The sequence below is a fragment of the Streptomyces sp. ME19-01-6 genome, from assembly GCF_033793745.1.
Classification (GTDB): domain Bacteria; phylum Actinomycetota; class Actinomycetes; order Streptomycetales; family Streptomycetaceae; genus Streptomyces.
The window spans coordinates 36,774-55,794 of the sequence record NZ_JARAXF010000034.1; the positions used below are offsets into that span (position 1 = coordinate 36,774).

The window sequence follows — 19,021 nt, forward strand, 5'->3', positions numbered from 1 at the left end:
GTATGACCATAGGAATCGAAAGCGGGGTGCGTCAATGATCGGGCAGGATGGTGGCGTGCCCATACCGCCCCTCCGCCGCGCCCCGGTCCAGCGCCGCAGCACCGAGCGCCTCGGCCGCATCCTCGACGCCTGCGCCGAACTTCTCGACGAGACCGGCTACGAGGACCTGAGTACCCGAGCTGTCGCCGAGCGCGCCGGCGTCCCCATCGGCTCCGTCTACCGCTTCTTCTCCAACAAGCGGGCGATGGCCGAGGCCCTGGCCCACCGCAATCTCGACCAGTACGCCGCGCGCGTCACCGAGCGCCTGGCGAAGTCCGGCCCGGACGGCGGCGGCTGGCGGGAGGCCATGGACGTGGTGGTCGACGAGTACCTGGCGATGAAGCGCGGGGCGCCGGGCTTCGCGCTGGTCGAATTCGGCATGCCGGTGCCCGTCACCGCCCCGCCCGACCAGCCCAACCACCTGGTCGCGGACCGGCTGCGCGAGCTCCTCGGCGAGCGGCTGGGGCTGCAGGAGTCCGGCGAGGCGGGGGAGCGGGTGCGGGTGGCGTTCCTGCTCGCCGTCGAGACGGCGGACGCGCTGCTGCGGCTGGCCTTCCGCGTCCACCCGGACGGCGACCCGGTGATCGTGGCCGAGACCAAGGAACTGCTGCGCTCGTATCTGGCGGGCGTGCTCGACTGAAGGCTTGCGAGGCCGCTGAACGCTCGCGAGGCCGCTGAACGTCCGTGCTGAGTGTTCGCGAGGCCGCGAGGGACGGCGTCCGATATGCGGCTTTGCCGCGTGGCCCGGCCCTCCCCCACATGCGTACCAGTCGGTAGGGTGAGGAGCTGTCGCGTCACCGTTGCCGCCGCCGTCCCCAGGAGGGACCGATGAGCCGTACCGCTCTGCGCATCTGCCCGCTGTGCGAGGCCACCTGTGGGCTGACCCTGACCATCGAGGAGGGGCGGGTCACCAGGGCGCGCGGAGACGGCGACGACGTCTTCAGCCAGGGCTTCATCTGCCCCAAGGGCGCGTCGTTCGGCGGGCTCGACGCGGACCCCGACCGGCTGCGGGAGCCTTTGGTGCGGCGAGGGGGCCGGCTGGAGCCGGTGGGCTGGGACGAGGCGTTCGCCGCCGTGGAGGCCGGGCTGCGGCCGCTGCTGGAGCGGTACGGACCGCAGGCGGCGGCCGTGTTCTTCGGCAATCCGAACGTCCACACCATGGCCGGCGGGCTGTATCCGCCGCTGCTGCTCGGCGCGCTCGGCACCCGGAACGTCTTCACCGCCAGCACCCTCGACCAGATGCCGAAGCACGTCTCCAGCGGTCTGCTCTTCGGCGACGCGAACGCCATCGCGGTGCCCGACCTGGACCGCACCGACCACCTGCTGATCATCGGCGGCAACCCGCTGGACTCGGGCGGCAGCCTGTGCACCGCCCCCGACTTCCCCGGGCGGCTCAAGGCCCTGCGGCGGCGCGGCGGGCGGCTCACCGTGGTCGACCCGCGCCGCACCCGTACGGCCGAGGCCGCCGACCGGCATCTGGCCATCCGGCCCGGCACGGACGCGCTGTTGCTGTTCGCGGTGGTGCAGGTGCTGTTCGCCGAGGACCTGGTGGCGCTGGGCCGGGTCGGCGAGCTGGTGACGGGCGTGGCGGAGGTGCGGCGGCTCGCGGCGGACTTCGCGCCCGAGGTGGTGGCCGGGGCCTGCGAGGTGCCCGCCGAGGAGATCCGTACGCTCGCCCGCGAGCTCGCCGCCGCGCCGCGCGCCGTCGTCTACGGGCGGCTCGGCTCCGCCACCGTCGAGTTCGGCACGCTCACCAGCTGGCTGGTCGATGTGGTGAACGCCCTCACCGGCAACCTCGACCGGCCCGGCGGTGCCATGTTCCCGCTCTCCGCCACCGCCGCCGCGCCGCGCCCGCCGCGGCCCGGAAAGGGGTTCGCGCTCGGCCGCTGGCGCAGCAGGGTGAGCGGGCACCCCGAGGCCAAGGGTGAGCTGCCCGCGGCCGCGCTGGCCGAGGAGATCGAGACCCCGGGCGAGGGGCAGGTCAGGGCGCTGATCGTGATAGCGGGCAACCCTGTGCTGTCCGCGCCGGACGGCGACCGGCTGGACCGGGCGCTGGCCGGGCTCGACTTCATGGTGAGCGTGGACCCGTATGTGAACGAGACCTCGCGCCACGCGCAGGTCGTCCTGCCGCCGCCCCCGCCCAGCCAGAGCCCGCACTTCGACTTCGCCTTCAACACCCTCGCGGTCCGCAACCAGGTCCGCTACACCCGCCCCGCCATCCCGCTGGACGCCGACCGGCTGAGCGAGGCCGAGATCCTGGCGCGGCTGGTCCTGTGCGCGGGCGGGCACGGCGGCGCCGACCCGGCGGCCGTGGACGCCATGGCGATCGACGCGACCCTCGGCAAGGCCGTCGCCGACCCCGGCTCACCGGTGCACGGACGCGACCGGGGGGAGCTCGCCGCCCACCTCACCGGGGTCGGCGGCGCCGAGCGGCGGCTGGACATGATGCTGCGGCTCGGCCCGTACGGCGACGGCTTCGGCGCCGACGCCGAGGGGCTGACCCTGGCCAAGGTGCTGGCCCATCCCCACGGCATCGACCTGGGGCCGCTACGGCCGCGCCTGCCCGGCCTGCTCAAGACCCGCAGCGGCACCGTCGAGCTGTGCCCCGAGCCGCTGGCCGCCGATGTGGAGCGGCTGCGCCGGACGCCGGGCGGCCGCGCCGACGGGCTGCTACTGATCGGCCGGCGCCATCTGCGCTCCAACAACAGCTGGATGCACAACATCCCCGCGCTGGTCGGCGGCAGCAACCGCTGCACCCTGCACATACACCCCGAGGACGCGGCCCGGCTGGGCGTGGCCGACGGCGGCCTGGTGCGGGTCAAGGGCGACGGCGGGGAGCTGGAGGTGCCGGTGGAGGTGACGGACGCGGTACGGACCGGTGTGGTCAGCCTTCCGCACGGCTGGGGGCACGACCGGCCCGGCACCCGCATGTCGGTCGCGGCGGCGCACGCCGGGGTCAACGTCAATCAGCTCATCGATGGCTCCCGCCTCGATCCGCTGTCCGGCACCGCGGTGCTCAACGGCTGCCCGGTGCAGCTCACGGTGGTCACTGCGCGCGCCACGCCACGCGCCCCTTTCCCCGCTCAGTCTTGACGCGCTTCTCCGCGCGGGCTTCCTTCGTCGCTGCTCGCTCCTTCGTCGCTGCGCGGCTCCTCAGTCCAGCCCGCGCAGCGCGCCAAGACACGCGCCCCTCTTCCCGCTCAGTCTTGACGCGCTTCTCCGCGCGGGCTTCCTTCGTCGCTGCTCGCTCCTTCGTCGCTGCGCGGCTCCTCGGTCCAGCCCGCGCAGCGCGCCAAGACACGCTCACGCAGCTGACCTGGCGTTTTGCGCTTATTGCTCACGCGTCAAGGCCTTGTTAACGGAAAGTTGCGCCACCTAACGTCACCTCGACCGCCAGTTCTGGGGGAGTTCAAAGGTGAACGTGAGGTAGCCAATATGCTGACAATCCTCGGATTCGTCATGATCGCCACCTTCTTGGTGTTGATCATGATGAAGAAGATGACCCCGATGGGTGCGCTGGTGCTCATCCCGGCGCTCTTCTGCGTCATCGTCGGGAAGGGGGCCCATCTGGGGGACTACGTCCTCAAGGGTGTCGGTGACCTCGCGCCCACCGCGGCCATGCTGATGTTCGCCATCATCTACTTCGGTGTGATGATCGACGTCGGCCTCTTCGACCCGATCGTCCGGGTCATCCTGCGGTTCTGCAAGGCCGACCCGATGCGGGTGGTCGTCGGCACCGCGGTGCTCGCCGCGATCGTCTCGCTCGACGGCGACGGTTCCACCACCTTCATGATCACCGTGTCGGCCATGGTGCCGCTGTACCGGCGGCTGAAGATGAGCCTGGTGGTCATGACCGGCGTCGCCGCCATGGCCAACGGCGTGATGAACACGCTCCCCTGGGGCGGCCCCACCGCCCGCGCCGCCGCCGCGCTCAAGCTCGACGCCAGCGACATCTTCGTCCCGATGATCCCGGCCCTCGCGGTCGGCCTGGTCTTCGTCTTCGCCCTCGCCTACGGCCTCGGCCTGCGTGAGCGCAAGCGCCTGGGGACGCTGACCCTCGAAGAGGTCACCGCCGACCCCGAGACGGTGCTGGTCGGCGCCGGTTCCGGCCGCGGCGCCAAGGGCGGGAAGGGCAAGAAGGCCACCGGGGGCGCGGGCGGCGGCACCGACGCCGAGGCGCCCGGGGCGAAGGAGCCGTCCTCGGACGACGCCGAGGAGTACCAGACGCTCGACCCCAACCGGGCCACCCTGCGGCCCAGGCTGTACTGGTTCAACGCGGCCCTCACCATCGCGCTGCTGACCATGATGATCCGCGAGGACCTGCCGATCCCGGTTCTGTTCCTGCTCGGCGCCGCCATCGCGCTCACCGTCAACTTCCCGCGCGTCGCCGACCAGAAGGCCCGCGTCGCCGCCCACTCCGAGAACGTCGTCAACGTCTCCGGCATGGTCTTCGCCGCCGCCGTCTTCACCGGCGTGCTCACCGGCACCGGCATGGTCGAGCACATGGCCCGCTGGCTGGTCGACGGGATCCCGAACGGAATGGGCCCGCACATGGGCCTGGTCACCGGCGTCCTCTCCATCCCGCTCACCTACTTCATGTCCAACGACGGCTTCTACTTCGGCATCGTGCCGATCCTCGCCGAGGCCGGCGCCGCACACGGAGTCGACCCGGTCGAGATCGCCCGCGCCTCCCTGGTCGGGCAGGCCCTGCACATGTCCAGCCCGCTGGTCCCGGCCGTCTACGTCCTGGTCGGCATGGCGAAGGTCGAATTCGGCGACCACACCCGCTTCGTGGTCAAATGGGCGGCGCTCACCTCGCTGGTAGTGCTCGGCGCGGGCCTGCTCTTCGGCATCATCTGACCTGTGGGGATACGAGAGCCCGGTAGGGGCTGGCTGCTGCGCCTGGTCATCGCCTTCGCCTTCGCGCAGGGGGCGGTGAGCATGGCGCGGCCTGCCGTCTCCTACCGGGCTCTCGCGCTGGGCGCCGACGCCCGGGCGGTCGGCGTGATCGCGGGCGTCTACGCCCTGCTGCCGCTGTTCGCCGCCGTACCGCTGGGGCGGCGCACCGACCACGGGCGCTGCGCCCCGCTGCTGCCCATCGGCGTCGTGCTGATCGCGGCCGGCTGCGCGCTCAGCGGCCGGGCCGGATCGCTGCTGGAGATGGCCATCTGGAGCGGGGTGATGGGCCTGGGGCATCTGTCCTTCGTGATCGGCGCCCAGTCCCTGGTGGCCCGCCAGAGCGCCCCCGAGGACCAGGACCGCAACTTCGGCCACTTCACCATCAGGCGCCTCCCTCGGCCAGCTCATCGGCCCCATCGCCGCCGGCCAGGTGGTCTCCGAACACGCGGACGCCCTGGCCAGGACCAGCGCGGCCGCGCTCTTCGTATCCGCCGTCGTCGCGGCCTTCGCGGTCACGTCCCTGTGGCGCATCGAGCGCCGCACACCAGCGGCGGACCGCACGCCGGACGCGGCCGGAGAGCCGGGCCGGTCCGAGGGTGGCGGGGCCGACTCCGGCAGGGTCTCCGTCGTCGGCATCCTGCGCACCCGGGGCGTGGCCTCCGGCATCTTCATCAGCGTCGCGGATGAGCTTAGGTTTCCTGGGTGGGCCTGGGTTTTCAGGTCTGCCCGGAAAGCGGCTGATGGTGTGGTGCAGGGTGTGGAGGCCTGCGGTGGGCCGCGTGCCGTCGCCGCCGGGTGCGGCGTCGGTGCTCATCGTGCGCGGTACCTGCCGCCTGCACCGCCGCTGGCTGAGGAGGTTCGGTGGCTGGGGTATCCGCCCCGCCGGACGCTTTCCGCCCGGTGTGGACCCGGGCGGGGCGGGGACCCCGCGTCGCTTTCCTGGGCACGGGGCGGATTCTCAACGAGACCGGACTCACTCCGGCCTCACTAACGCCGCCACACTACGTCCGCGACGGCCGTCTTCCAGGCGAGAACCGTTGACCTCATCCAGTGTGGAAATCACCGGACCGCCGACCACCCATCGCATGCCGTGATACGGGCCTGCGCCCAGGATTCCCAGCCCAGTCGAGCTCCCTTCGTGATGCTCGGCGTGCTGCTGCTCGCCTCCGTGGGCGTGGCGATACGCCCCGCCAAACGCGGCGCCCCACTCGTCCCGCCCGCCTCGCCCGAGGCACCCGCGCCTCGTACGGAGGCCTCGGCCGAGCCACACGGCGCGCGCCCGCCCACGTGAGCGGAGAAGCGGCCTAAGCGCTTGCTCACCGGCATGTAGGGTGTCCGCCATGGACGCGGAGGCGAAGAACATCGAGGGCGCCCCCGAGGCGTGGCGCGACATCACCCCGGACGCGGCCCGGCGGTTGATGACCGCCGCGGTGCACGCCTTCGCCGAGCGCGGCTACCACGCCACCACCACCCGCGACATCGCGGGCCGGGCCGGCATGAGCCCCGCCGCGCTCTACATCCACTACAAGACCAAGGAAGAGCTGCTCTACCAGATCAGCAAGGTCGGCCACCGGTTCGCGCTCGACATCCTGGAGGAGGCCAGGGACGGCGCCGGCACCCCCGCGGAACGGCTCGCCCACGCCGTGCGCTCCTTCGTCCGCTGGCACGCCGAACACCACACCACCGCCCGCGTGGTCCAGTACGAGCTCGGCGCGCTCGCCGAGGACCACGCCGCCGAGATCACCGCGATGCGGCGGGCCTCGGACGGCGCGGTGCGCGCGATCGTCGAGGACGGGGTGAGGGCGGGCGACTTCGATGTCGCCGACGCCCGCGGCACCACCGTCGCCATCCTGTCGCTGTGCATCGACGTCGCCCGCTGGTTCAACCCCCGCGGCCGCAGCACGCCCGACGAGGTCGGCGAGCTCTACGCCGGGCTGGCGCTGCGCATGGTGGGCGCGGCCGGTTAGGGGGCGTTACGCCGCGCGGCGCGCGGTGGCGAGCCAGAGCGCGGCCCCCAGCTGGACGCCGTCCGGGGACGCGTACGGCTCCAGCGCCTCGGCGAGTACGTAACGGGCGCGCTCGCGGGCCGGGCGGTCGGCCGAGGCCAGCGCCGTGCGCAGGGCGCCGGTGCCGGTCATGAACTCCACCGCGTCCAGGGGCGTGTCCCCGACCCACAGCGACACCTCCCGCGCGTCCACCGCGACCCCCGTGAAGCCCGCGCCCGCCAGCAGCGCACGCACGCGGGCGGGATCGCACAGCGAGAACGCCTGCCCCTCGCCGGAGGGCTCCGCACCGCGCAGCGCCAGGGCCGGGACCCGCGCGAACTCGCTGTGCCGGGGGTGCTGCCAGCTCAGGAAGGCCAGCCGGGCGCCGGGGCGCAGGGCGGCGGCCAGGTTGCCGAACGCCGCGGGCAGATCGGCGAAGACATGCATACCGAGCCGGCTGACCAGGGCGTCGTGGGAGCCGGGCGGAAAGGCGTACGTCTGGGCGTCGGCCCGCAGGAACCTCGCGTTCCGTACGCCCTCGTCGTCGGCGAGGCGTGTGGCACGCTCCAGCATCGGGCCGGACAGGTCCACCCCCAGCGCCTCACCCCCGGCGACCCGCGCGGCCGCCGCGCGCGTAGTGGCCCCGCAGCCGATGTCGAGCACCCGGTCCCCGGGCGCGAGGACGGCGGCGTCGAGCAGCTGGGCCGTCAGCGGCTCCAGCATCGCGTCGTACCGTGGCTGCGACAGCGCCCAGTGGCGCCCCTCGTCACCGTTCCAGGCCTCGTACTGCTCGTGATTGGCGCTATCCGTCGTCATACGATCAGCGTCGGACTTGAACACGGGATCAAGTCAACCGGAAGGGACGGGCGATGGCGGAGTGGACGATCGGGCAGCAGCGCGGATCGCCCGGCTGAGGCTGTGCCAGGAGGTGGGCTTCACGCTCGAGGAGATCGCGAGCATGGAGGGGCACCGCGCCTCGGCCCCGCATCTGTGGCGGGACCTGGTCCGCGCCAAGCTGGCCGACATCGAGCGGCAGCGCGCCGAACTCGACCGCAAAAGCGCCCGGCTGGCCGGCGTCCTGAGCTGCGCCCACGCCGACCTGCCGGAGTGCCCGCACTTCCAGGAGCGTGTGCGGGACTATCTCGCCGCGCAGCGGTGATTCCGCGCTGTGGGGCTCACCGGTAGTAGCGGGCCACGGACTCCGCCACGCACACCGGCTTCTGTCCGCCCTCGCGCTCGACGGTCACCACCAGCGTCACCTGGAAGCCGCCGTCGGCCACCTCGGTCACCTCGGCCAGCCGCCCCGTGGCGCGCAGCCGCGAGCCGACCGGGACGGGGGAGGGGAAACGCACCTTGTTCACGCCGTAGTTGATCCCCATGCGTACGCCCTCGACCATCAGCAGCTGCGGGGTGAACGCCGGGAGGAGGGACAGCGTCAGATAGCCGTGGGCGATCGTGGTGCCGAAGGGCCCCGTGGCCGCCTTCTCCGGATCCACGTGGATCCACTGATGGTCACCGGTCGCCTCGGCGAACAGGTCGATCCGCTTCTGGTCGATCTCCAGCCAGTCGCTGGGGCCGAGGTCTTCCCCGACGGCCGACCTCAGCTCGTCGGGCGAGGTGAAGATCCTTGGCTCTGCCATGTCATGGCCTCCCTGGCGTCCGATCACTAAGCGACTGCTCAGCATGGTCAGGTGGGCGCCGCCTGTCAATGAGCCCCGCCCCTGCCGCCCGCGCGTCGGCGCGCCCGCCGGCTTCCGGCGGGCGCGCTCAGGGTGCCCGGGGCTCGGGCATGGCTCCGTCACACGGTGGCGTACCGCCTATGGGGTCGAGCGGACGCGGTGGGCGCGGTGGACGCGGCGGAATGCGTGGGCCGCGTGGCGCGTCCGGGCCTGGTGTGCCGGGCGGCGGCCAGGGCCTCGGGTGTGAGCACCGGTGCGGGGACGACGATGCCGCAGGGGCCGCACAGCGGCCCCTCCCAGGGGTAGCGGCCCAGGTTGTCGTGCCAGGTCAGCCGGTCCTGTGTGCAGACCGGGCAGGTCGAGACCGGCCCCGACTCCATCGCGAGGATCAGCCGGCGCAGCACCTCCGCCAGCCGGTCGTCGGGGTGGGCCGACGGGCTTTCGCAGGGCATGATGTGGTTGCCGCCCCAGGTGTGCAGATGCCAGTCGTCCACGGCGCTCGGCTGGCGGATGCCGTGGTGCTTCTCCCGCCGGCGCCGGGCCGCGAAGTCCGCCTCGTACCCGAGCCACAGGGTGCGTGCCTCCTCCAGCTCCTCCAGTGCCGTGATCAGTCCTGCCGGTTCGGGGTGACGGTCCTCCAGGGCGATCCCCGCCCGGGAGCACAGATGGTGCCACGTCGCTCGATGCCCGTACGGCGCGAACCGTTCGAGGCATTTGCGCAGCGAGGTGCGGCGCGCGGTGATGTGCCTGCGTGGGTTGCGGACGTCTCGTGCGAGTGCTCTGAAACCGGCCATCTCTTTCCACCTCCGCGAGTGCGGACCCGACTCGTTGTCGAATGGACGTAACGGAGCGCGATCCGGATCCATTCGATTCCGGAAATCCACAAAGAAGTTGGATTTCGTGAAAAGGTGACGGCTGCTCATCTTCCGGGCGGGTCATACCGCCGGTAACCTCCCGTCCCAACAGCACCCGGGAGGAGCGTACATGCGACGACGAACCGGCAAGCTCACCTGTACCGCGATCGCCACCACGGCTGTGCTGGCCCTCGGCGCCGCGCTCGCGGGGCCGCTCCCGCAGCGGGCGCAGGCGGCGCCGGCCGCCGCGGCCGTCACGGACTACTGCCAGGGCCAGTGCTCGGACATCCTGCCGCCAGGCCAGAACGGCAACGCCACGCTCGCCGAGATCCTCGCCAACAAGGCGGTCGGCACCCACCCCGAGCACAGCACCGACCAGCTCGGCCCCTACAACAACCTGGTCGCCGGGTATCCGACGCTCACCGACGACAAGCTGACCGACTTCTTCAACGACTCGTCGTTCGGGGTGCCCGCCGACCAGGTGGCCTCGGTGACCAAGCCCCGCGACGATGTGACGATCACTCGCGACAAGAAGACCGGGGTGCCCCATATCGAGGGCACCACCCGCGAGGGGACCGAGTTCGGCGCCGGATACGCCGCCGCCCAGGACCGGCTGTGGCTGATGGACGTCTTCCGGCACGTCGGCCGCGGCGAGCTGACCTCCTTCGCCGGCGGCGCCGAGGCCAACCAGGGCCTGGAACAGAGCTTCTACAGCCAGGCCCCGTACAAGGACGAGGACTACCAGGCCCAGATCGACTACATCCTCGCCACCCAGGGCGAACGCGGCAGACAGGCGCTGGCCGACGCCCAGGCGTACGTGGACGGCATCAACGCCTACCGCAAGCAGGCCAAGGACGGCCGCTACTTCCCCGGCGAGTATGTCCTCACCGGCCACATCGACGCGATCACCAACGCGGGCGAGATCGAGCCGTTCAAGCTCACCGACCTGATCGCCCTCGCCTCCGTCGTCGGCGCCCTGTTCGGCAACGGCGGCGGGGGAGAGGTGGAGTCGGCGCTGTCGCTGCTCGCCGCCCAGCAGAAGTACGGCCTGGCCGAGGGCACCAAAGTGTGGGAGTCCTTCCGGGAGCGCGACGACCCCGAGGCCGCGCTGACCGTGCACGACGGCACCAGCTTCCCGTACGCGGCCAAGCCGGCGAACGCCAAGGGCACCGCCCTGCCCGACGCCGGCTCGCTCACCCCCGAGCAACTGGTCTACGACAAGACCGGCAGCGCCAAGACCGGCGCGACGGAGCAGGTCAAGGCCCCGAAGAAGCTGGACGCCCTGCGCGGCATCTACGACGACGGCGTGCTGCCCCGCGATCTGTTCAGCCGCAAGCACGGCATGTCCAACGCGCTGCTGGTCTCCGGCAAATACACCGCCGGCGGGCATCCCGTCGCCGTCTTCGGCCCGCAGACCGGCTACTTCGCGCCGCAGCTGCTGATGCTCCAGGAGCTCCAGGGCCCGGGCATCAGCGCCCGCGGCGCCGCCTTCGCGGGCGTGGGGATGTACGTACAGATGGGCCGCGGCCAGGACTACGCCTGGAGCGCGACCACCTCCGCCCAGGACGTCACCGACACCTTCGCCGTCGAGCTGTGCGCACCGGACGGTGGCGCCCCGGCCAAGGACTCCACGTACTACCGCTACCACGGCTCCTGTGTGCCGATGGAGAAGATCGAGCGCCGCAACGCCTGGAAGCCGACCGTCGCCGACTCCACCGCCGAGGGCTCGTACCGCATGCAGGTCTACCGCACCAAGTACGGTCTGGTGACCCACCGCGCGACAGTCGACGGCAAACCCGTCGCGTACACCCTGCTGCGCGCCAGCTACCGCCACGAGGCCGACTCGATCATCGGCTTCCAGATGCTCAACGACCCCGGCTATGTGAAGGACGCCAAGTCCTTCCAGAGCGCGGCGCAGCACATCAACTACACCTTCAACTGGTTCTACGCCGACTCCCGGCAGACCGCCTACTACAACAGTGGGCTGAACCTGGTCCGGGCGGCGGACGTGGACCCCTCGCTCCCGGTCAAGGGCGAGGCGGCGTACGAGTGGCGGGACTTCGACCCGACGGTCAACACCGCCGCCTACGCCCCGCCCGCCCAGCACCCCCAGTCCATCGACCAGGACTACTACATCAGCTGGAACAACCGGCAGGCCAAGGGCTACACCGCGGCCGGCTTCGGCAACGGCTCGGTGCACCGCGGCAACCTCCTCGACGACCGGGTGCGCGCCCTGGTGAAGAAGGGCGGGGTGACCCGTGCCGCGCTCACCCGCGCCATGGCCGAGGCGGCCGTCACCGACCTGCGCGGCGAGGACGTGCTGCCGGAGCTGCTGAAGGTCCTGCGCAGCGCCCCGGTCACCGATCCGCAAGCGGCCAAGGCCGTGCAGCAGCTGGAGTCCTGGCAGGCGGCGGGCGCCCAGCGCCGCGAGACATCCGCCGGCTCGCACACCTATGGGCACGCCGATGCCGTACGGATCACGGACGCGTGGTGGCCGCTTCTGGTGGAGGCCGAGTTCAAACCTCAGCTGGGCGCCGATCTGTACGACGCGCTGCGCGCCAATCTGACCGTCGACGAGGCGCCCTCGGCGGGCCACGGACCCACCGGCTCGCACGCCGGGTCCTCCTTCCAGTACGGCTGGTGGTCCTATGCCGACAAGGACCTGCGCGCGGTCCTCGGCGAGAACGTCCAGGGTCCGCTCGCGAAGAAGTACTGCGGCGCCGGTGACCTGTCCGCCTGCCGTGATGCCCTCCTGACCAGCCTCAAGCAGGCCGCGGCCAAGCCCGCCACGGAGGTCTACCCCGGCGACGCGAACTGCTCGGCGGGCGACCAGTGGTGCGCGGACTCCCTCATCCAGCGCCCGCTGGGCGGCATCACCCACGACAAGGCGCACTGGCAGAACCGGCCGACGTTCCAGCAGGTCGTGGAGTTTCCCGCGCACCGCTGACGGCCTCGTACCCGTCCGCCGCCGACGGCGACGCCGGTGGCGGACGGGAATTTCCGAATCGGCCATGGAATGCGGTCGGTCGAATTCCCGAATACAAATCTCAAGAAAATCACCGCTGTTCTCCGGATCAGTTTGCCGGAACCCACTGGACTATGCTGCGAGCCGGAATTCGTAAGCTCCACGCGGAAGGCCGGCATGCCCTTAAACCCCCGCTGGCAGTACCCCACGGCACTGCTTGACACCACGATGGACCAGCTCCGCACGCTGCTCGCGGTCCACGAGGCGGGTACCGCACTGGGCGCGGCCCGGCTGCTGGGGCGGGAGCAGTCCAGCGTCCAGAAACAACTCGACACCATGAACCGGAACTTCGGCGCGCTGTGCGGTGAACCGCTCGTGCTGAAGCGGGGCCGGAGCCAGAACGTGCTCTTCACCCCCACCGGGGAGTCCCTGGCCGAACTCGCGCGCGGCACGTTGAACGACTGGCTTGAGCAGGTGCACGGCTGCCGCCGCCGGCTCGGCAGCCGGCTGAACGTGGGTTCCACCCGCTACACCCTCGGATTTCTGCTGAACGCCGTGGAACTGGTCACCGAGGACTTCGAGCGCCGTGGTGTGGAGCTCAAGGTCGAGCATGTGCGCACCCGCGATCTGCTGGACCGGCTCGGCTCCAAGGAGCTCGACCTGGTCTGCGGCTCCGTGCTGACCACCGGGGACGGGGACAGCCGACTGGACGGCTTCGAGGTGATGGAGTGGCGGCGCAGCGGGCTCTCCCTGGTGACCAACCTCTCCGAGGACGAGCTGCCCGGCCCCGGGCTCTCGGTCCGCGACCTCCCCGGGCTGCCGCTCGCGGTCTCCGCCGACGGCCTGATACCCGGCTTTCTGCGCGGCTGGTTCGGCGCCCGCTACCGCCAGGAGCTGCATATCGCGGCCGAGATCGACACCGTGCAGTACGGCCTGGAACTGCTCTCCTCGGGCGTGCTGCGCGGCTGTGTGCTGGTGACCCAGGGGATCGGCGAGGCGGTCGCCGACGGACGGCTGCAGAGCGGCGCGGGGCTGCGGACGCTTCAGCTGGCCGATGACCTCGGGCCGGATCTGGCGGTGCTGGTCGGGGTGTTCGTACGCGGCGGGGAGCGCGCCGCGTGGGACGCGGCCCATCCGCTCAACGTCCTGTGGGACGCCCTGGCGGGCGAGAACGCCCGCTGGCGGAGCGTGATGAAGAACCCGGGCGAGGCCGGGGAGGGCTCGAGCGGCGGGGAGAGCGGCAGCTAGAACGTCGCGCTGCCGGCGCGGGAGTGCGCCCGCCGCGTCATCGGACGTCTCAGGATGCAGCGGGGGGATCCGGGGCCGCGGGCGGCGTGCGCCGGTCGGCGCGGTGCAACAGCAGCAGCGCGCTCGCCGCGGTGGCGAACTCGCCGGCGGCGAGGCCGAACCATACGCCGTGCGTGCCCCAGATCAGGCCGAACGCCACGACGAGCGGCGCCTTCAGCAGGATCAGGGGGCCGATGGTCAGGACGTAGGCGGGCAGCGGGCGTCCCAGAGCCTGGAAATAGGCCGCGGTCAGCGGGGCGATACCGATGACGATCCCGCCGACAGCGATGATGCACAGCGCGAACCTGGCCTCCTCGGCGGCTCCGCCGCCGCTGACGAAGATGCCGACGAGCGGTTCCGCGAGGACCGTCAGCAGGATCGCGGTGGCCACGCCGTAGACGAGCGAGGCCCGCAGCGCGAGCGCCCGGGTTCGCGCTACTCGGGCGTCCAGGCCGCGCCCGGCGTTGTAGCTGACGATGGGCTGCAGCCCCTGGCTCATGCCTGTGTGCGGCATCACGGCGAAGGTCTGCAGGCGGGAGCAGACGACGTACGCGGTCAGGGCTATCACTCCCCCGGTCACCGCGAGGGTGCCATTGACCAGTACGGCGAGCACGGTGAGGCCGATATTGGCAAAGAAGGACGGCAGCCCGATGGCCACCAGCGTGCGCAGGGTCTCGGTGTGTGGGCGCAGGTCGGCGAGGCGGACGCGGTACGGCCGCTCGCGCCGCAGGAAGAAGAACCACCAGCTCATCACGGCGGATATGGTCTGCCCGCCGACAGTGCCCAGGGCAGCTCCGCTCACCCCGAGGTCGAGGCCGAAGATCAGCAGCGGGTCGAGAACGATCTGCACCACGAGGGCACCGATCCACATCCGGGTGGAGAACCCGACCCGGCCCTCGGCGCGCACCAGGCTGGAGAACCCGGTGTAGGACACTGACCCGCACAGCAGGATCACCGCGTACTGCCGGGCGTACTCGTGCAGTGAGCCGCGCGCGCCCAGCACGTCGAGGAGCGGGTCGATGAAGACCAGCCCGGCCACGGTGGTGACGGCGGCGGCGACCCAGAACAGCGTGAAGGCGTTGCCCGCTGCGCGGGCGGCCGCGCGCTCGTCGCCGGCGCCCAGCGCGCGGGAGACCAGCGTCGCGCCGCCCGCGCCCACGGTGGTGGACATGGCTCCGAGCAGGAGCAGCAGCGGGGCGACGAGGTTGACCGCGGCCATCGCCTGATCGCCGACCCCGTGGCTGACGAACCAGGCGTTCGTCAGGGCGTAGAAGCCGAACGTGCTGACGGACGCGATGGTCGGCACGCAGTTCTCCCACAGCAGCCTGCCCACCGGGCGGGTCGCCATCCGGCCCACGACATCCTCGGCCGCGGCCGGCGCGGCCTCCAGCGTTCGCGAGTGCTTCGAGGTGCTCTTCACGACCAGCAGGAAACCACGCGCCTGGTGCTACCGTCCGATCATTCTTGGGGTGGAGGATTGATGGAGAGCATCACAAAGAACCGGCAGCCCGTTGAGGCGCTTCGCGCTATGGTCGCCCGCGCCTACGGCCCAAAGGAGGTGTGCGACGCGGGCGAGGACTGGGTCAGCGAACTGAGCGACGGCTGGTTCAACGTGGCATATCGGATCCGGCTGCGGTCCGGCGCGCAGGCCGTCCTCAAGATCGCGCCGCCGCCGGATGTCGAGGTCATGACCTACGAGCGCGGTGCCATGGCCACCGAACTGGCGGCGCTGCGGCTGATCCGGGAGCACACGAAGGTTCCAGTGCCAGAGGTCGACTTCGCTGATCAGAGCCGTGAGGTGTGCGATGCCGACTACTTCTTCATGACGTACATAGACGCGGACAACCTCCACGCCATCAGGGACACCCTGGCCGGAACGGAGGTCAACGCGTACGACGAGGCGCTCGGCGCGATCACCCGCGAGCTCAACGCCATCCCCGGCACCGCCTTCGGCCCGCTGGCCGGGCCGGGCGAAAGCACGTGGCGCGCGGCCTTCCTGCGGATGGTCGAGGAGCTGCTGCGCGACGGCGAGCGACGCGGCGTCGACCTGCCCCACGGCTACGACGTGATCCGCGAAGTCGTGGCCGCCCACGCCGATTCGCTGGACGAGGTGACCGAGCCCCGGTTCGTCGAGTGGGACCTGTGGCCCGGCAACTGCATGGTGTGCGACGGCCAGATCGTGGCGATCATCGACCACGAGCGGGCGTTCTACGGTGACCCGCTGATGGAGTTCGGCTTCGCCGGGAGTGAGTTGAGCGCTTACGGGGACGCCACGGCTTTCATCCGCGGCTACGGCCACCGGCCGTTCACCGCCGCCGAGCGGACCCGTCGGCGGCTCTACAACCTCCACCTCGCTCTGATCCAGGTCATCGAGACGAACTTCCGGGCACACACCGGCACCGAGCAGTACGACTGGGCGTGCGAGCGGCTACGGGAGACCGTGGCCCTGCTTGGTGAGTAAGCACAGAGACCGTCTCCTCGACGCCGCGTGGCCACGGCGTGCCCGAGAACCGTTTTCATTCTTAAGTCCCGTCGCACGGTCGTCGATGCTCACTCATACACACCAAAACGCACCCAAGCGCTGTCAACCGGCAGCAGCTCACAACCCTTCGGAGCCGTCACGCCCGCGGAGTGGCCGCTTCGCCCGATGAGGTGAGCCCGGCGGCCGGAAGACGACCTCGTGAACGTCCCCTGGCGCGTCCCTCCCGTACCCCGTCGTGCCCCTTCCGTTTACACATACCGACTGGTTAGTCTGCCGAGCAGCTGAGCGACGCAGTCGATGCCCGGCCGAAGGAGTATGCGTGGTGGATACCGTGCGTGGTGCGCGAACCGTGGTCACCGGGGCGGGAGGCGGTATCGGCGCCGCCCTGGCCCGCCGCTTCGCCGCCGAGGGCGCCCGCGTCGTGGTCAACGATCTCGACGCCGACAAGGCGAAGGCCGTCGCCGACGAGATCGGCGCGGTCGCCGTGCCCGGCGACGCCTCCCGCGTGGTCCCCGAGGCGCGGGCGGCGCTGGACGGGGACATCGACATCTACTGCGCCAACGCCGGCGTCGCCCCCGTCGGCGGCCCCGAGGCCGACGAGCGGCTGTGGGCGGACGCCTGGGACGTCAACGTCATGGCACACGTCCGGGCGGCCCGCGAGCTGCTGCCCGACTGGCTGGAGCGCGGCAGCGGCCGCTTCGTCGCCACCGTCTCCGCGGCCGGCCTGCTGACCATGGTCGGCTCGGCTCCGTACAGCGTGTCCAAGCACGCCGCGTTCGCCTTCGCCGAATGGCTGTCCGCGACCTACCGCCACCGCGGCGTCAGCGTCCACGCGATCTGCCCGCAGGGCGTCCGCACCGATATGCTGCGCGCCGCCGGAGCCACCGGCGACCTCGTCCTCGCGCCCACCGCGATCGAGCCGGAGCAGGTCGCCGACGCGCTCTTCGACGGGATCGCGCACGACCGCTTCCTGATCCTCCCGCACCCCGAGGTCGGCGAGTTCTACGCGGCCCGCGCCGCCGACACCGACCGCTGGCTGACGAGGATGAACCAGATCCAGCGCAAGGTGGAAGAGGCCACCGGCTGATCCGTACGCCCCGCACCCCCATCCCCCGAGCAGACAGGGCCGCCCCCATGACCTCGTACCAGGACCAGCCATGGCTCGCTCAGCTCACCGAGGTGCAGCGCCGATCGATCCGGCCGCGGCCCAGCGTGCTGCACGCCTTCCGGGACGCCGTGCGGACCAGGCCCGACCGGGCCGCGCTCGCCTACTTCGACGGGCGGGTGACCTACCGGGAGGCCGACGAGCTCTCCGACGGCATCGCGGGCCATCTCGCCGCGCGGGGCTTCAGGCCCGGCGACCGGCTCGCGATCATGCTGCAGAACACCCCGCACTTCGTGCTGGCCCTGCTCGGCGCGTGGAAGGCGGGCGGCACGGTGGTGCCGGTCAACCCCATGTACAAGGCGGGCGAGCTCGGCCACATCCTGGCCGACGCCGAGGTGAGCGCCCTGGTGTGTTCGGGCCACGCCTGGGAGGAGTCCCTGCGCGCCACGGCAGCCGCCTCCCCCGTACGCATCGCGCTCACCGCCGACGCGTACGACTTCCAGACCCGCGACGACGCCCGTGTGCTCACCCATGGGCGCGCCCCCGCCCCCGAGGACACCGACGACCTGCTCGCGGCGGCCCGCGGCGGCGCGGCGCCGCCAAACGTGCCGGAGCCCGGCCCCGACGACATCGCGCTGATCAGCTACACCTCGGGGACCAGCGGCACCCCCAAGGGCGCCATGAACACCCACGGCAACGTCTCCTACAACGCCGACCGGCAGCACATCGCCCACGAGATGCCCGACGGTTCCACCATCTTCGTGCTCGCGCCCCTGTTCCACATCACCGGCATGGTCTGTGAGCTCTCCGCCTCCATCGCGGACGCCGGGACCCTCGCCATGGCCTACCGCTTCGAGCCGGGCGTCGTCCTCGACGCCTTCGCCGAACACCGCCCCGCCTACACCGTCGGCCCCTCCACCGCCTTCATGGCGCTGATGGCCCACCCGAAGGTCACCCGCGACCACTTCGCGTCCTTCCGGCTGATCTCCTCGGGCGGGGCCCCGCTGCCGCCCGCGCTGGTCGAGCGGTTCGAGGCCGCCTTCGGCCTCTACCTCAAGAACGGCTACGGCCTGACCGAGTGCACCGCCCCCTGCGCCAGCGTCCCGCCCGGCAAACGGGCCCCCGTCGACCCGGTCTCGGGCACCCTGGCGGTCGGCCTGCCCGGCCCGGACAGCGTGGTGCGCGTCATCGACGACGAGGGCCGGGACGTGCCGTTCGGCGAGCCGGGTGAGATCGCGGTCCGCGGCCCCATGGTGGTGCCCGGCTACTGGCGGCAGGCGGAGGCGAGCGCGACCGCCCTGCCCGCTGGGGAGCTGCGCACCGGGGACATCGGTTTCATGGACCCGGACGGCTGGCTGTACGTCGTCGACCGCAAGAAGGACATGATCAACGCCTCGGGCTTCAAGGTGTGGCCGCGCGAGGTCGAGGACGTCCTGTACAGCCACCCCGCCGTGCGCGAGGCGGCCGTCGTCGGCGTCCCCGACCCGTACCGCGGCGAGACGGTCAAGGCGTACGTCAGCCTGCGGCCGGACGCCGAGGTGGCGCCGGAGGAGCTGACCGCGTACTGCGCGGAGCGGCTCGCGGCGTACAAGTATCCGCGCCGGATAGAGATCCTGACCGAGCTGCCGAAGACAGCCAGTGGCAAGATCCTCCGACGGGAGCTGCGGGCGGCGCGGAGCCCCCGGGAGTAGCGAACCCGGCACGAACGAGAGGCAGGTGGCGAGCA

At 71.5% G+C, this 19,021-nt stretch carries 14 protein-coding genes and 1 pseudogene; 11 read left to right on the forward strand and 4 right to left on the reverse strand.

Annotated elements, in window-relative coordinates; all coding sequences use genetic code 11:
• Nucleotides 1-34 precede the first annotated feature (34 nt).
• From PV419_RS43190 to PV419_RS43210, 5 genes and pseudogenes are all read left to right on the forward strand, one after another.
• Complete coding sequence (locus PV419_RS43190; RefSeq protein WP_319698480.1) at nucleotides 35-679, forward strand: TetR/AcrR family transcriptional regulator; 645 nt, start codon at nucleotides 35-37, stop codon at nucleotides 677-679.
• 188 nt (nucleotides 680-867) lie between these two features.
• Nucleotides 868-3,132 carry a molybdopterin oxidoreductase family protein gene (locus PV419_RS43195; protein ID WP_319698482.1) on the forward strand — a complete coding sequence of 755 codons (2,265 nt, stop codon included), beginning with the start codon at nucleotides 868-870 and terminating at the stop codon, nucleotides 3,130-3,132.
• Between the two features lie 342 nt (nucleotides 3,133-3,474).
• Nucleotides 3,475-4,899 carry a citrate:proton symporter gene (locus tag PV419_RS43200; protein WP_319698483.1) on the forward strand — a complete coding sequence of 475 codons (1,425 nt, stop codon included), beginning with the start codon at nucleotides 3,475-3,477 and terminating at the stop codon, nucleotides 4,897-4,899.
• Between the two features lie 3 nt (nucleotides 4,900-4,902).
• Nucleotides 4,903-5,620: pseudogene (locus PV419_RS43205) on the forward strand (MFS transporter); the annotation flags it as partial.
• 658 nt (nucleotides 5,621-6,278) lie between these two features.
• The gene (locus PV419_RS43210; protein ID WP_319698484.1) at nucleotides 6,279-6,905 is read left to right on the forward strand and encodes a TetR/AcrR family transcriptional regulator; all 627 of its coding nucleotides are present in this window, start codon (nucleotides 6,279-6,281) and stop codon (nucleotides 6,903-6,905) included.
• Between the two features lie 6 nt (nucleotides 6,906-6,911).
• Here the strand turns inward: PV419_RS43210 and PV419_RS43215 are convergent, their stop codons facing one another.
• A complete protein-coding gene (locus PV419_RS43215) occupies nucleotides 6,912-7,739 on the reverse strand; it encodes a class I SAM-dependent methyltransferase (RefSeq protein WP_319698486.1) in 828 nt (275 codons plus the stop codon).
• Nucleotides 7,740-7,800: 61 nt separating this feature from the next.
• Between PV419_RS43215 and PV419_RS43220 the strand changes: the two genes are divergently transcribed.
• Entirely contained in the window at nucleotides 7,801-8,082 is a 282-nt protein-coding gene (locus PV419_RS43220; RefSeq protein ID WP_319698488.1) for a MerR family DNA-binding protein, read from the forward strand.
• Nucleotides 8,083-8,098: 16 nt separating this feature from the next.
• On the opposite strand, the gene PV419_RS43225 is transcribed toward PV419_RS43220, so the two are convergent.
• Both PV419_RS43225 and PV419_RS43230 read right to left on the reverse strand, forming a co-directional pair.
• On the reverse strand, nucleotides 8,099-8,563 hold the full coding sequence (locus PV419_RS43225; protein WP_319698490.1) for a MaoC family dehydratase: 465 nt from the start codon (nucleotides 8,561-8,563) through the stop codon (nucleotides 8,099-8,101).
• A gap of 158 nt (nucleotides 8,564-8,721) precedes the next feature.
• Nucleotides 8,722-9,396, reverse strand: a complete 675-nt coding sequence (locus PV419_RS43230) for a hypothetical protein (protein ID WP_319698491.1) — start codon at nucleotides 9,394-9,396, stop codon at nucleotides 8,722-8,724.
• A gap of 190 nt (nucleotides 9,397-9,586) precedes the next feature.
• Here PV419_RS43230 and PV419_RS43235 point away from each other — a divergent pair, with 190 nt between their 5' ends.
• Nucleotides 9,587-12,403, forward strand: a complete 2,817-nt coding sequence (locus tag PV419_RS43235) for a penicillin acylase family protein (RefSeq protein WP_319698492.1) — start codon at nucleotides 9,587-9,589, stop codon at nucleotides 12,401-12,403.
• Nucleotides 12,404-12,598: 195 nt separating this feature from the next.
• Nucleotides 12,599-13,669, forward strand: a complete 1,071-nt coding sequence (locus PV419_RS43240; RefSeq protein ID WP_319698493.1) for a LysR family transcriptional regulator — start codon at nucleotides 12,599-12,601, stop codon at nucleotides 13,667-13,669.
• A gap of 49 nt (nucleotides 13,670-13,718) precedes the next feature.
• Here PV419_RS43240 and PV419_RS43245 read toward each other — a convergent pair whose 3' ends face one another.
• Nucleotides 13,719-15,128, reverse strand: coding sequence for an MATE family efflux transporter (locus PV419_RS43245; protein WP_319698494.1), 1,410 nt, complete (start codon nucleotides 15,126-15,128; stop codon nucleotides 13,719-13,721).
• Between the two features lie 60 nt (nucleotides 15,129-15,188).
• On the opposite strand from PV419_RS43245, the gene PV419_RS43250 reads away from it, so the two are divergent.
• The 3 genes from PV419_RS43250 (at nucleotide 15,189) to PV419_RS43260 (ending at nucleotide 18,986) form a co-directional block, all read left to right on the forward strand.
• Nucleotides 15,189-16,169: an aminoglycoside phosphotransferase family protein gene (locus PV419_RS43250; RefSeq protein ID WP_319698496.1), complete on the forward strand. Its 981-nt coding sequence runs from the start codon at nucleotides 15,189-15,191 to the stop codon at nucleotides 16,167-16,169.
• Nucleotides 16,170-16,512: 343 nt separating this feature from the next.
• Nucleotides 16,513-17,277, forward strand: a complete 765-nt coding sequence (locus tag PV419_RS43255; RefSeq protein ID WP_415925511.1) for an SDR family oxidoreductase — start codon at nucleotides 16,513-16,515, stop codon at nucleotides 17,275-17,277.
• Nucleotides 17,278-17,324: 47 nt separating this feature from the next.
• Entirely contained in the window at nucleotides 17,325-18,986 is a 1,662-nt protein-coding gene (locus PV419_RS43260; protein WP_319698499.1) for an AMP-binding protein, read from the forward strand.
• Nucleotides 18,987-19,021: the final 35 nt, after the last annotated feature.

What these genes read in the sequence shown, in the direction of transcription:
- PV419_RS43190 (WP_319698480.1), top strand. Translation starts at nt 35, where the DNA reads ATGATCGGGCAGGATGGTGGCGTGCCCATACCGCCCCTCCGCCGCGCC.
- PV419_RS43195 (WP_319698482.1), top strand. Translation starts at nt 868, where the DNA reads ATGAGCCGTACCGCTCTGCGCATCTGCCCGCTGTGCGAGGCCACCTGT.
- PV419_RS43200 (WP_319698483.1), top strand. Translation starts at nt 3,475, where the DNA reads ATGCTGACAATCCTCGGATTCGTCATGATCGCCACCTTCTTGGTGTTG.
- PV419_RS43210 (WP_319698484.1), top strand. Translation starts at nt 6,279, where the DNA reads ATGGACGCGGAGGCGAAGAACATCGAGGGCGCCCCCGAGGCGTGGCGC.
- PV419_RS43215 (WP_319698486.1), bottom strand. Translation starts at nt 7,739, where the DNA reads ATGACGACGGATAGCGCCAATCACGAGCAGTACGAGGCCTGGAACGGT.
- PV419_RS43225 (WP_319698490.1), bottom strand. Translation starts at nt 8,563, where the DNA reads ATGGCAGAGCCAAGGATCTTCACCTCGCCCGACGAGCTGAGGTCGGCC.
- PV419_RS43230 (WP_319698491.1), bottom strand. Translation starts at nt 9,396, where the DNA reads ATGGCCGGTTTCAGAGCACTCGCACGAGACGTCCGCAACCCACGCAGG.
- PV419_RS43235 (WP_319698492.1), top strand. Translation starts at nt 9,587, where the DNA reads ATGCGACGACGAACCGGCAAGCTCACCTGTACCGCGATCGCCACCACG.
- PV419_RS43240 (WP_319698493.1), top strand. Translation starts at nt 12,599, where the DNA reads ATGCCCTTAAACCCCCGCTGGCAGTACCCCACGGCACTGCTTGACACC.
- PV419_RS43250 (WP_319698496.1), top strand. Translation starts at nt 15,189, where the DNA reads ATGGAGAGCATCACAAAGAACCGGCAGCCCGTTGAGGCGCTTCGCGCT.
- PV419_RS43260 (WP_319698499.1), top strand. Translation starts at nt 17,325, where the DNA reads ATGACCTCGTACCAGGACCAGCCATGGCTCGCTCAGCTCACCGAGGTG.